At 36.6% G+C, this 15,262-nt stretch carries 4 protein-coding genes; 1 reads left to right on the top strand and 3 read right to left on the bottom strand.

Annotated elements, in window-relative coordinates; genetic code table 11:
- Nucleotides 1-244: 244 nt before the first annotated feature.
- The 3 genes from CG11_RS20760 to CG11_RS20750 all read right to left on the bottom strand — a co-directional run bounded on the left by CG11_RS20760 (nt 245) and on the right by CG11_RS20750 (nt 13,864).
- The gene (locus CG11_RS20760) at nt 245-6,088 is read right to left on the bottom strand and encodes a T9SS type A sorting domain-containing protein (RefSeq protein WP_052598770.1); all 5,844 of its coding nucleotides are present in this window, start codon (nt 6,086-6,088) and stop codon (nt 245-247) included.
- Nucleotides 6,089-6,307: 219 nt separating this feature from the next.
- Nucleotides 6,308-12,145: a T9SS type A sorting domain-containing protein gene (locus CG11_RS20755; protein WP_052598769.1), complete on the bottom strand. Its 5,838-nt coding sequence runs from the start codon at nt 12,143-12,145 to the stop codon at nt 6,308-6,310.
- 219 nt (nt 12,146-12,364) lie between these two features.
- Nucleotides 12,365-13,864 carry an acyl-CoA synthetase gene (locus CG11_RS20750; RefSeq protein ID WP_052598768.1) on the bottom strand — a complete coding sequence of 500 codons (1,500 nt, stop codon included), beginning with the start codon at nt 13,862-13,864 and terminating at the stop codon, nt 12,365-12,367.
- 216 nt (nt 13,865-14,080) lie between these two features.
- On the opposite strand from CG11_RS20750, the gene CG11_RS20745 reads away from it, so the two are divergent.
- Nucleotides 14,081-15,079, top strand: coding sequence for a T9SS type A sorting domain-containing protein (locus tag CG11_RS20745; RefSeq protein ID WP_052598767.1), 999 nt, complete (start codon nt 14,081-14,083; stop codon nt 15,077-15,079).
- The last annotated feature ends 183 nt before the right edge of the window (nt 15,080-15,262 follow it).

Genomic DNA, 15,262 nt, shown 5'->3' with positions numbered 1-15,262 from the left:
AATAAGTTTGTATTAAAAAAGGTTATTTTTTTAAGGATTGTATGCAATTTTAAGTTTTGTTCATCGAACCTCTAAAATTAGGAAATTTTTAACGCTTTGAAAATATTTAATAATAATTCTTTTCTCTACTGCTAGGTTAAAATAAGTTTTAAAAGCACTAAATGTTTGGTTCTGTGTGGTCAAAAACCTAAAAAGCCCTTAAACAGGTAAGTGCTTAAGGGCTCCATTTTTTGAAAAAGAAATTTTATTTCATTAAAACAATTCGTTTGGTAATCAATTCTTGATTAATCATCATTTCGACAAAATAGACACCAGCTTGTTGGCTGCTCAAGTTGATGTCAAAACTATTTTGAGAAGTTTGGGTATTAATTTCTTGTACTTTTCTACCCGTTACATCATAGATAGTAATGTACTCTATTTGATTGTTTGCTAGGTCGCTCTTGATTTCTAAGGTTACCTTTCCTGTGGTTGGATTGGGGTGTAACTTAGTTGACAAATTATTGGTTGTATTTGTCGTCTCATCAGTTGATAAGATAGACATCGTATTTGGGCTTTGTACAATGCCATTATCGCCATTGGCTTGTCTCGCATATATTCCACCCGTTCCTTGGTCTTGGATACGGACAATGTAACCCATTGAGTTTGTCAAAGTGGGACCATAGGTGCCTCCATTTAGTGTAATATCACCATTAACTAGTATACAGTTATAAATATCCCCATTAGGCGTAATATCGATATCAAAGGGTGGAGCGGCAAGGTGAGAACCACCCACTTGCGTAGGAACAATACTTGTGTTTGCTAAAATCCATTCAAAATTTAAAGAAGGATTAAACTTTTGAATAACCCAGCCTGTCATTTCACCTGATGTGATTGTTATGTTTTGACCATTGGGTAAATTAGAATGAAAGTCTATACTTTGGTTATCAGGTGATTTTAAGAGAAAGTTTGAACTTACTATTGGGTTACCATTATTATCAATGCTTAAGTTAGAGTGCAGAATTGTTCCATTTCCATTAGTTAGAGAGTTGAAGCCTGAAATAGTTCCCGTGATAGTGTTAATTTTTACTAAATGAGTTTCAATAGATCCGTAGTGTTGGCTATATGGTGCAATCAAATAAAGCATATTGTTATTATATTTTAGATCAATTCCTATACGTGAACTTTCACCACTACCAAAACCACCATAAACATCGTCTCCATAAAATACACCCCAGTTTTTAGTTCCTGATAGATTATAACTAAGAGTAAAAATATCAAAATCAAGACTTGGATTAGTGCCATAAAAGGAATTAGGATAACTAACACTATTATTGCTTTTGTTAGGAAATGAAAAATCCTCGTAGGCAATTCCTGAAAAATAAATATTACCAGATGGATCTATAGTTATTTTAGATGGAATTGTTGGGGCAAAATCATTTGGTGGAATAGGGGCGAATATATTAGTTGCTCCACCAATATATTGTGCCCACTGTCCTATGCTATTAGTAAAACCATCTAAATAAGAAGCGATAAAACTAACTCCATAGTTATATCCATAACTACTAGAGTTAATTTCATTAAAATATGGGATAAGTGTAGAGGCAATTGTTGAATTATTGGGATTTGCAGTTCCACTTGTGCCTATTCCTCTAGTATACCCTGCAATGATAATATGTGTTTGATTACCTGTTTCATGTAATTCTAAATCAACAACTAAATCGTCTTCAATACCTCCATCTGTTTTTATCCATTGCAAGATGCCTGTGTTATTAAATTTTGCAATAGCAATATCAATGGCTCCATTGCTGGTATAGGTCGAGAAAGAATTGTTAAAAACGAAGGAGACAAATACATTACCATAACTATCAACTTCAATATCTGGAGATATTTGGAAGTTTAGGAAGTTTATATTTATAGGAATTTCCTCTGCCCAAGCAAAGTCACAACCATCATATTTAACAACAAAGACACTTAGTCCACCTGTTCCAGTATAAGATAAGGTATTTGTATTGGTTCCTTCAACGAAATTAAGATTTTGATTAAACAAACCTGTAGCATAAATACTCCCATCACTTCCTGTGGTCATATTTGTTGGAACAGCATTCATTTGTATTGGGAAACTAGTCGTACTAGCCCCAATAACAGTTAACAAAGGACTACAGGCGGACGGTAAATTGCAAGTATTATCAGCAGAAATTATCTCAGCACAAACCTGCGCATCTCCACAAGGACCAGAGACACTAATAGGAATGGCACTAATGGTATATTGTCCTCCTGCTGGAATGCTAGGAATTGTAGTGGTAGTTAGAACATAATTAAGACCTAAAGAGTAAGGTCCCATTGGCAATTCGACAACGACATTTTGAGCAGCATTGTTGCCTGTATTAGAAACAACTATGTCAGCTGTGAAATTATTCCCAATACTTACGTTTCCTGATACAGAAGGCACAACAGCAAGAGCTAATGTTGTATTTCCTGTAATGTTGATGTCCATAGTTAGATTGGAAGAAGCGCTAATACAAGCCGTCCCTCCTGTAGCATCCAAAACAATACGTTGCGTGCTAGGTGTGCTAGCTCCAACAGGAATTTCGACTTCTAATTGAACTAAAGTGCAAAGTGGATTTCCTCCAGTGCCTAAGTCTAAACCTGTAATTTGACCGTTGTTGAAATCTAAAGTATTGGTGTACAATAATCCACTCCCCAATGGCAACGGAGCGTTTAAGTTAAGATTAGACACAGGGGCATCGGAACATATATCGTATTCTATGATTACTTTATTACCTGGACAAGGGGTGCCTATGATAGAGGAGTTGATGGTTAGTTGAGGTTGAGGATCAATTTTTTCAATGACCATTTCGTCCAAGAGTATGTAGGACGAAGCACAAGTTGTTGAACCACCCTGTGGGACGGGACTTGTACCTAGAACAGGATGAAATACGGCATGTTGAACATTGGGTGTATTTACATGAAAATCTAAACTGTATTGTTTCCAAGTGTATACTCCAGGAGGATTATTAGAAGGGTTGTTTAGAATGATGCCTTTATTTAAAGCAGCAGTATAGGCTGAGCAGTTGGGAGACTGTGCAAAGACATAATAAAAAGAGGGACAAATAGGAGTTGGGGAATATGGTGCATGAACAGGGTCATAGAAATTATTCACTCCGTTAATACACGGTGGGGCATCACTTAATATCATTCTTAGATGCACATCTACACAGGAAGTAAATGCCCAAAAAGTAAGTCGATAGTTATCTGTTCCTGCGGTAGAAACATCTAGTGGTGTTGCTAAAGGTAAGTAAATTTGGTCATAGATTGGATAAGCCGAAGCTGTAGTATTCATGCCAATATAACTGGTCTTATTGGGGTAGTTAACAGGAAGTGGAGCTTGCAAAGGTCCAGGGGCAGAAGGCGTAGCACCAATACATTGGTATATTTTGGGGTCCAAATTAATTCCCCCGATAGGTGCATTGGTGTTTGTATTAAAACGAATGAGTTCCGTTGTAATTGGAAAAGGAGTAACACTACCAAATAAAGGCGTTCCAGAATCGTTATATGTACTCAAAAAATCATCCCAAATACCAACAGTAGTACCACTTTGTGCCCCAACAATATTTTCAAAATCACCAAAACAAAGTAAATTACAACTGTTAGCAGGTAAATCACAAGTGGGGAATGGTGGTGCTGTAACTTGAATAAATATTAAAGCATTAGAACCATTGTTTCCATTAGCGCAAGTTGGGTGATATTGAATAATAGCTGTACCCCAAAAGTTAGGATCAGCTGTAAAGTCGAAACTAGAAGTGGTTACATTGGTAAATGTTCCAAAACTACTTAATAAGGTTGTCAAATTATAAGAACCACCTATGTTGTTATCATTGGCTAAAAAGTCATTTGCATTGATGGTAACTGTTCTTCCTGGAGCTACAGAAATCGTAGTAGTTAAATCATCATTAATGCCTGCAACAGCACAAGGGAAGCTGCAACTAACATAAGTTTGGTAGGGAATGTTATTATTGGGAGTTCCTACACTTGAATTTCCATATACCCCACTTAACTGATACCCAATATCACAGAGCGTACTATATTCTGCTTGACTAGGAGCACGTTGCATTTCTCCTGCTGGTATACAAGCATTCATAATATATCCATTATTGGAAGCACAAGCTAGATAATTACTTGCATTACAATTGAAATGACTTAATATCGAGAAATTCCAAGGAGAAGGTAAATATACTTGTTGATTGGTATTTACATTACCATTAAATTTCACATCAGCAGTACAGCTTGTACTCCCAATAAAATTACTTGTTGGATTTAATATACCTGTAGATGGGTCAATATAAGGATTGCCAGCAGCATCTTCTAAGTAAGTATCATATCTATTGTATACTTGTGTACCATTAATTATACTTAAATTATTTGTAGCATCTATTAAAGAATAGAAACCTAAAAGATGTAAGGATTCGTGTAACAAAGTAGAATATAAATCAGTTTGATTGTTAGGAGCTATACTAGTCCAGTTATTGTTGTTAAGAAAAAAGTTTGGTAACTCAAAATCAACACGCATTGAACCATGAAAAGAGTTGGTATTCCAGCCTGGTGTATTGGCAAGAGCATTAGTTCCAGAAGTAATGGTTTTATAAACTAAACCATCGATTGTCCCTACGTTATAAGTCGTAACTAAATAAGGACCTGCTACAGCAAGAATACCCGAGTCTAGTTCATCAATAGGAGCCCTTTCTAAAGGAGCTTTACCTTCGGATTTTTTTACTTGAATTTTAACTAAATTGTTTGTTAATGTTCCTGATGGATTTACTAAAACAGATAAGTCTTCAAAAACTCGACAAGCAACAGCTCGTCTATCTGCCCCTAAAGTTGGATCGTCAAAGCCATAGTCTCTGTTATAAAATACATCTTCAAAGTAAAGTTCAAAAATTCCACAACCACAAGAGGAATTAGTGCTTCCTGTAGATCTTAGTTGGCTAGGAATTGTAACGTCATTGGGGAGATATCGATTTCCAAAACGATCATACATTTTTATGGTTGGAAATGGACTAGGAATCAATTCCGAATTTTCCCAGTCTTCTAGTGCTTGAATTTGCGGAGATGTAAATTTTTCTTCTCCACAATAAGAAAAATTATTATCTGTTACTTCGATGACTGTACTATAATAAGCAGAACAACCACTTTTATTCGTAGCTTTTAAACCAACAATATAAACGCCGATAGCAAAGGAATATTGTAAATCTTGATTAGAAGTAATTACTTGGTTATCTATGCTCCATTCGTATGAAATAGCATTGGTTGATGTATTAGTGAAGTTTACCCATTGAGCTGCAAGAGGATTAGAATTAGAGACATTAAAATCGGCTTTTGTTCCACAACAAGATTCCAAACACTCATTAGAACTCCAAAGAGGATCTTGATTATCACTCCTAAAACCGTTCCCTAAATAAGCATGATGTTTAATACTAGCGACATCATGAAAAAACTGCCCTGCGTTTTCCTCGATATTCCACAAAGCTAGCAAATCACTACTTGAGGAAGGAATACATTTATGATTCCAGTCAAAAATTTCTTCATCTATTCGAGCATTTTTCCAAAAGCGAATTTCTTCAATGTAACCATTAAAAGGTTGGTGTGTACTAGAACCATCATCACCAATAATTAGGTTTTCAGTTGTATTGATATCACTAGTGTTTTTTCCTAGTGGATACGCTTTGTCATCTATAAACAAAGTGATGTTATTTTCTAAACGCCGTAGACCAACTGAATGACATCCTTTATCTTCAAAAACTGAGGTGTTAACCTCGTATTTGTTTTTGCCAATTTCTGCAATTACTTTCATGCCGTCATGTGTGTTAATCATTAAGGCAAAGCCATTAGTGGCTAAATTTCTTTTGGAAATAATAGTTAACATCGGTTTTTCTAAAGCAACATCTCTAACTATCGCTTCTATCGTGAAATCGTGGGTTGAAAGGTTAAAATCACTGTGGTGATAAACAGTTGCTTTGTCATCTACACCATCAAAATTAGCTGCTGCTTGAGCAACAACTAAGTGGGAAGATAATAGTAACAGCAGTAAAGTCAAAATTAAAGCTTTAAACATAATTGGCTTTTTAATGAATAGGTAAAATATATTAAAGGACAAATATACGGCTTTAAAAGCATGAAAAAATTAATAATTGTAAAAGGAACAAATTACCTAATGAAGGGTACAAGTTATCTAATGAAAGGTATATATCACTTAACGAAGGGACAATCTAAAAAACAAAAAAGCCCTTAAACAGGTAAGTGCTTAAGGGCTCCATTTTTTGAAAAAGAAATTTTATTTCATTAAAACAATTCGTTTGGTAATCAATTCTTGATTAATCATCATTTCGACAAAATAGACACCAGCTTGTTGGCTGCTCAAGTTGATGTCAAAACTATTTTGAGAAGTTTGGGTATTAATTTCTTGTACTTTTCTACCCGTTACATCATAAATAGTAATGTACTCTATTTGATTGTTTGCTAGGTCACTCTTGATTTCTAAAGTTACCTTTCCTGTGGTTGGATTAGGGTATAATCTAGTTGATAAATTTGAGTTAGTAATAGTTTCAGTTGTTGTCAAAGCTTGATGATTACCTATGGTAGTGACATCATTCAAACTATTTGTGTTGGGTGAATTAACATTAGGGCGAAGATAATTCCCCAAGTTGCCATCTATTTTGCTAATAAATCCATCTACAACATCTTGATTGCCATTGACACCACCCGTTAAGTTGTCAGAGCCTAAAGTTGTTGTGCCCCTAAGGAAGAACGGGCTGTAAATATCTCCCGAATTGTCTACTTCCACGCCTAAAATAGCAAGAGACGCATGCATGTCTATGGCAGGGCTAAGAGGAACAATGGTGCTATTTTCATTGACCCATTGTATTGCTCCAGTATTATTAAAGCTTAGGGTGAAGGTTCCTTGATACCTATCATAAGCAGGGTGAGCACTCATTGATGTATAACTAAGTGTCGTGCCATGAAAATCAATACTGGCAAATCCACTAGGAGATACTCCATTAGGATCACTCAAGAAAAAGCTACCATTTACAATGTAATTAGTGCCATCAATAGCTAAGTTAGAACGATAAGTTGTGTTTCCAGTTAAAGTAGTATTGGGGGTGGTTGATGGTAAAGCTAGAGGCTGTACCCAATCTAGACTACCATTATTGGCATTTAGTCGAAGTAAATGAGTTCCATAATTCTGCATATATGGTTGACTACCTGAAGCTATAGTAGCTGCACTAGGAAGTAATATGCCCAAATGGGTTGAGCCCTCACATTCGATATCAAATTCCAACCCCATTCCTTCTAGGTATCCAAAATCAAATTTATTACTACCATAGACTTCTGCCCATAGTTCGTTTCCTAAGTTATTGTATTTTAAAACAAACAAATCAATGTCGTTGTTGGCAAAAGATGGAGCACCCTCATTGACGGCTGTTGTTGTTGCGCCTACAGTCAAACCATTAAATGTAAAACCAGAGTTTGTTGTTCCAATTGCATAGATATTGCCTGTTGGATCAATATCTAGTTTTCCAGAAAAAGTAGCTGTATTGCTTAAAGAATTCACCCAGTTGACTGTATTCGTAGTGCCATTGTCTGTGTAGGATGCTACATAAGTAATACCTCCAGGGAGAGAACAGCCAGAGCAAAAATTACCTAGGTTATTATAGTTAACACTTAGGGTATTAGAGAAGGTTGCAACATTGGGAGAGCTTCCGATCAGCGTTCCAATAATAGCTACTTGCTCATTGGTGCCGTTGTTATAGGTTTCAAGATCGGTCACTAAATCATCGCCATTTCCACCCGCAGTTTGTACCCATATAGGATTTCCTGTCGCATCATATTTTATGATTGCAATGTCAGAACCGCCTTGACTGGTATAAGTCGTGCCATTAATTGTAAAAGAGCCTATAAATGAAAAAGAAACATAAGCATCACCGTTTTGTCCAAGTTCAACGTCTGGACCTACTTTCAAGTCAACCAAGTTACAAACAGGTATTTCAACTGCCCATTCAAAACCACAAGCTCCGTATTTTACTAGAAATGGACTGAAGCCACTAGCACAGCTATGATTTTTGGTTAAAGTATTTGTATTGCTGCCATCTGTAAAATCAATATCATTACTAAAAATTCCTACACTATAAACATCATTATTGTTGCTAATTGCTGTTGCTGTAAAAAGAGTTGGATCTGTATGAGCTGTATTTTCTGCTTCTATTGGAAAATCAATGCTATTTCCACCTGATCCAATAGAAACAGGAGGAGCACAGCCTGAGACAGGTAGATTACAAGCAAAACTTGCAGCGTGAATTTCTGCACAAAGAACAGGACACCCAGAAGTAATAGAGAACGTACTATTTAATGTAAATGTTTGTGTTGCTCCAGGCAAAAGATCGAATAAAGGAGGATTAAATGTAAAGGTTAAGCCATTTACCGTTGGAACCTCTAGATCAATATTGTAGATACCGTCGGGACCATTGTTGGTAACACTAATTTCATATTGTGCACTAGTTGGAGTACTGTTCAATATGCTGGTATTGATGGCTAATTGGCTAGCAGTATTGGTGACAATAATATTGGTAGACTGATTAGAAAATGCTGAAACACAAGCTCCTGCAATGGTGGGCTCAATAAGAACTTGGTTAGAAGAACCAACTAGAGCATTGGCGCTGATATTAAGTGGTAAATCTAAGGTGACAATATCACCTTGTGCCAAGGATGGAATTGTGTGTTGTCCATTAACAAAGTCGCCACCTGTTGCCCAACTTAAGTTGGCAGGTATTCCTGTTGGTAGGGTAATGTCTAATTGAACATTGGTTAAAGGAGCATTGACTGGTATGCTAGCATCTCCTTCAATGGTGTAACGGATCATAGGGGTAGCTCCTGGGCAAGTGCCTCCAATAATAGTAGAAGAAATATTAATTTTAGGAGTTGTCAGCGATTCTATTGTAAAGTTATCAAAAAGAACATACAGATTATTGGCTACATTGGCTTGATCCAAATGAACAATAAATTCTTGTAAGTTAGGGACAGTAGTATGAAAATCTTGTGTGACATAAAACCAATTGCCATTTCCTGCTGTCGTTGGATTGGAAACAGGAATTTGTAAGTTGAATTTGTCATTGGGATTTGTAAAACTAGCACAAACGGTTCCTGTATACAATGGATTTAACCAAGGTGGTTGGTAGCCAGAAGCGTCCTGTAAGTCAGTATATTGAGAAGCACATGGACTTGCAGGGAGGAAAGCTACTCTTACGTCAAAATCTTGTGGTTGGCAAGTCCAAACCCAAAAGCCAATTCTATAGTTATCGGTTGTCGATGGTGTTAGAGTTGTTCCTGGTTGTAATTTTAAATTAAATGACTCGGATGTGTTCGTATTTAGCACAATACCAATGTAATTGTTTTTTTGTGGAAAATCAACAGGAAGTGGTATCTGTCCGCATAAAAAAGGGTGTGTCCCTGGAAGGTTGTTGATGTCGTAACCATGCAAATCACATGATCGATTTAAAGCTCGGATATTGCCATAAGAAAACCAATAATTTTCTAACTGAGAATGGATGCCTTGGAATATGCTAGGAGCAAAAGCTTCAAAGTCGTAATTACAAACTAAATTACAAGCATTGGTAGGAATATCGCAAGCAGGATAAGGTGCTGCAGGTACCCAAATATAAACGTAAACAATTTCACCCAATTCGCCACTTGGGCATCTAGGAACATAACTAAGAGATGCCCATGAAAGACCATACCCTAAATCTGGACTGTAGGTAAAGGAAGTATTTCCATTAGAACTAGTAGCTGATAGTGTACCACCGCCCTGCAAAATTTGAAGGTTTTCGATTGTAGTTCCAGCAGGGACAAAATCATTGGCTAATAAGTCTGAAAAGTCAATGGTAATTTGGTTGTTCGTGCCATTCCTATTGACTGTAAATGGATTGCCCAAGTTATTGGGATCTTGAACATCTGTAAATCCTATGGGAATACAATTAGAAGGTGTACAGGCATTGTAAGTAGCCAATGTATTGCTTTGATTGGACGCAGTTAAGTTTTGCCCAAATGTTCCGGAAATAGTATAACCCAATTTGCACAAAGTTTCTACTTCCAATGGATTAGGAGTAATGCTAGCAATACCGCTAAAATTCATGACATACCCAGATACCCCTGCTGTACAGTTAAAATGACTAAAAGAACTCCCTTCTTGATATGTCCCATTATAATAAACAGGATGATTCCCCGCAGCAGAAATGCCATCTAAAGCAAGTCCGTTGGTGGCATTAGGCGAACCACAACTATTGACGGTATTGGTCGTAAAACTCAAAGAAAGATTGTTGTTGGTAATGGTGCTATTGATAACAGGAGTTTGATTACTTTCTATAAATTGATCCCAGTAGGCATATATATTAGGAGCATTACTACTAGCAAATCGACTAGGACCATTGGTTCCTCCAATCAAAGATCGGAAACCTAGTGCATGGATAACTTCATGTAGACCAACTACATATATATGGTTTCCTGTGATGGATGCTAAGTCTGAATTAAACGATGCGTTTGCAAAATTAAATTGAACAATTCCATGAGGATCGTTAGCAACAACGGGATTATACAACAACCAATCCTGATACGAGTCCCTACCTCCGATAATTGTTCTTCCAACTTCCCCCAATGCAAATTTATGAATATTAGGAGAAGTTAGTTCAAAAAAGTAAGAGCTTGCTGCTGCTACAGCATTGTTAGGTAGAGCAAGTGCACCTGTTCCGTCAGAAGCGCCAACCGTAATTCTGAGATCTTCTACGCCCAAGTTACTAGCAGTAGGATTGGCGCCAATAAGTAGGGTTAAGTCTTCGAAAACTCGGCAAAGTGAGGCTCTTCTTTCTTCTCCCAAGGTTGTGAAACCTGTGCCTTGTGGGGCAGCAGGATCATCAAATCCAACATCTGTATTGTTGATAACATCTTGATAATACAAGGTAAAAATGCCACATTCGCAAACCTGTCCAGGAGGGTAACCAGGAACATTACTTCTAGTTACCATAGGAGTCGGTAATGCTAGTTCTTCTGGACTATAGCAATTGCCAAAACCATCCAAGATACGCATCTGCGGCTTTTCGTGTAGTAGTGGGTCAGGAGGGCAAGGAGAGATGTTGGTAGGAGCACCACAGTTGTCTAAGAAATCAGTTACTTCAACGACCCAAGATTGCATGCTTTGGCAAGATCTGTCTTTAGCTAATAACCGAACGATATGTGTACCAATCGGAAAACCAAATTTAAAGTCAGTTGTTGTTGCTTCTACGGTGCCATTAACCATCCATACATAGCTGGTTGCATTAATACTAGTATTCGTAAAATTGACATACTGATATGCTTTGGGAGTAGTCAATGAAACATTAAAATCGGCTTTTGTTCCGCAACAAGATTCCAAACACTCATTAGAAGCCCAAAGAGGATCTTGATTGTCGCTGCTAAAACCACTGCCTAAATAAGCATGGTGTTGAATGCTGGCAACATCGTGAAAAAATTGCCCTGTATTTTCCTCAATATTCCACAAAGCCAGTAAATCACTGCTGGAGGAAGGAATACATTTTTGGTTCCAGTCAAAAATTTCTCCATCCGTTCGAGCATCTTTCCAAAAGCGAACTTCTTCAATGTACCCCTCAAAAGGTTGGTGTGTATTGGAACCATCGTCACCAATAATTAGATTTTCAGTGGTGTTGATGTTCGTCGTGTTTTTGCCTAGAGGATAGGCTTTATCATCTATAAATAAAGTTATTTCATCCCTAGAACGTCGTAGCCCAACGGAATGACATCGCCGATCTTCAAAAACAGAAGTATTGACCTCATATCTGTTTTTGCCAATTTCAGCAATTAGTTGCATGCCATCCTGTGTATTAATCATTAAGGCAAAGCCATTGCTAGCTAAATTTCTTTTAGAGATGATGGTAAGCATGGGGCTTTCTAAGGCAACATCTCGAACCATAGCTTCTATGGTGAAATCGTGGGTAGATAGGTTAAAATCACTGTGGTGATAAACCGTTGCTTTATCATCAGTGCCATCAAAATTAGCTGCTGCTTGTGCAGAAACTAAGTGAATGGATAACACCAATAATAGTAAAGTTAAAATTGAAGTTTTAAACATAATTTGTGTTTGTAAGGGTAATTATAAATTATATTAAAACACAAATATACAACGATAACGGTATAGAAAAAAGAGCTATTTATGAATGGTAGATGTAACTTTACGAATGGTGCAAATTGTTTGACAAACAGAGAAAATGGGTTAACGAATGGTGTATATGAATAAACGAACAGCGACCGTAGGGAATAGCTGATTGACTACTGTATTTTAAGCAAGGAATTAAAACCATTTTTTTAGTTCATTTTTAGTTACTTTCCCCAAAACATTTCTAGGCAAAGCAGATTGGATAATAAACTGACGGGGGATTTTATAGGCAGGAAGCGTTTCTTTGAGCCATTCTTTCAGTGCTTTTATGTCAATAGTAGTTTGATTGCCATCTTTGAGGACAAGGCAAGCAACGATCAATTCTCCCCATTCAGGATTGGGAATACCAACAACCGCAGAATCGCTAATTAAAGGATGTTTTCTAAGAATATCTTCAATTTCTAAAGCAGAGATTTTATAACCACCTGATTTTATAATGTCAACAGAATCTCTTCCTAAAATCTTGTAATAATTGTTGTTTAACAGAGCAATATCCCCACTCAAAAACCAACCATCTTCACTAAATGCCTTTTGAGTAGCTTCTGGTTTTCTCCAATACTCTTTAAAAACATTTGGTCCTTTGATTTGAATTTCGCCTGAAATATTTTCTGTGTTAATGACGCCTTGTTCATTGACCAAACGAATTTGTACGCCAGGCAATGCTTGTCCAATATGACCTGCTCTTCTTTCTCCATTATAAGGGTTTGAAATGCCCATACCTATCTCTGTCATTCCATAGCGCTCAAGCAAGATATGCCCACTGATTGTTTGCCACTTCTCTAAGACAGGAACAGGTAACGCAGCAGATCCAGAAACCATCAAACGAAAGGCTTCAACTGCTTTTGACCATCTTTGTTGTGTGTCTTCCGTTGTTTGTTCCCAACAGTTAATCAGTTTGAAATATATGGTTGGAACAGCCATAAAAATATTGATCTTTCCTTGACTAAATAATTCCCAAACTTTAGCCGCATTAAATTTAGGTAGAAATTGGCAACATCCTCCAACCCAAAGTGCACAACTCATCACATTGATAATACCATGCACATGATGTAGAGGCAAAACATTTAGAATGTGATCCTCTTGTTGCCATTTCCAAGCGTCTACTAAAGTACTAATTTGAAAATTTAAGTTGGCGTGTGTCGTTACGACCCCTTTAGGTAGGCTGGTGGTGCCACTAGTATACAAAATCATAGCTCTGCGACTATCTTCGATGATAGGTAGTGTGGCTTTAACCCTAGATTGTAAAACAGTTTCGATTGTTAGCAAGCGAATATCTTCTTCTGCTGCAAGTGGTGCTAATAAATCATAGTAGGTTGGGTCAACAACTAATATCTTGGCACCAGTGTCTCGAAGTACATATTCCAAAGATGGTAATGGGTGCAGTACACAGAGCGGAACAGCAATACCACCCGCTCTCCAAATGCCCCATTGTAGGGCTGTATATTCAAAACTTGGACTTACTAAAAAAGCTACTCGTGCTTCTTTTAAATCCTCTGAACCATTTAGTAAATAGCTGGCAACATGAGTGGATTGGTTTAGTAATTCTTGATAACTATATTTTTTATGATTAGAAATAATCGCAGTACGATTTAGCCAATTTTGGGCACGTTCTATTAGCTGTAAGCCAAGTGTCATAGTTAGTAATTTGGAGTAGTAAATGTCAATGTTTTGTCAAGTTAGCAAAATACAGATAAAAATAAAGGATCTTAACTGAGATTTGACAACCTTTTTGGAGCAGAGGCAGTTTTTTCTAGCAGTTTGATAGATCTGTCCGTTGTGAAATTTTAGCAGACCATCTATCCTTGAATATTGATACATAAAATCATAAAAAATTAAACTAGTTGCTAAATTATGAAACATCTATTTCTATGTCTGTGTTTTGCTTTTTTGTATAATAATATTGTAGAGGCACAAGTCCCTCGAAAGATATTTGTAGAACATTTTACAAACACACTTTGTTCGCATTGTGCCAATCGAAATCCTGGTTTTTATACCAATTTGAATAATCAAAATGAGGCAATACATATTTCAATACATTCAGGAGTTCCTTACACACAATGTTTGTTGTATCAACAAAATGCTTCGCCCAGTGATGCTAGGCGTTTTTATTATGGAATACTTGGAACCCCTGCTTTGATTATCAATGGTTTTTCAATTCCTTTGAACAGTGATTATAGTCAAGCGTCTATTTTTGCCCCTTTTCAATCTCAGACTAGTCCTATTCGGATTCGAATGGAACAGCAAAAATATGGTGATGATTCTATGCGAGTACGTGTAATTGTTAAAACGGAAGCCAGTCACAATTTGGGAACCGAACAATTGTGGGTTGGTTTAGCCGAAGATAGTGTATTTTATATGGGACCAAATGGGGAAGCAGAACACTATGATGTATATAGAGCTAGTTTAGGTTTTTTACCGATCAATATTCCTTCAACAGTTGGAGATTCTTTGGTTTATGATTATACCGCTTTTGGGAATGTTAATTGGGACTTTTCTCGCATCTTTGCTTTTGCAATGATCCAAAATACCAATAATAAATCGGTGACACAGTCGGAGTCTACTCAGCCTAATACTAATAATTTAACAACTGGAATACGAACGATCAAGCCTCAAAATGAGCTTCGTAATGTCTTATTATACCCTAATCCAACTCAAAATAAATTGAATATTGTGGTAGAGGAGCAAGAGGAAACAACAGTTGTTTTATACAACAATTTGGGGCAAGCGATGGTGCAGGAACGTTTTAGAGAAAATGTTACTTTACCTTTAGGTGAATTGCCCAAAGGCATTTATTGGCTTTATCTAAATAATCCTAAAGGAGTTAAGAGTGAGAAAATTGTACTAGAGTAAAAAAGAAGTTATATAATGTTAGTAGTTCGTTGATTTTTTACTTTTTTACCAAAAAGATAAAAAAGCACATTTATATTAGTTTGATAATTAAAGTTTTAACACAAAACACAATAAATCTGCAACTTATTGATTATCAAACTAATAAAGTTTCTCAACGAACTATTGATAATGTAGTAGTTAGCT

Origin of the sequence: Aureispira sp. CCB-QB1, from assembly GCF_000724545.1 — a bacterium.
In the GTDB taxonomy this organism is placed as follows: domain Bacteria; phylum Bacteroidota; class Bacteroidia; order Chitinophagales; family Saprospiraceae; genus Aureispira.
The sequence above is the reverse complement of the archived record's forward strand: the minus strand, read 5'-3'. Positions and strand labels throughout refer to the sequence as shown.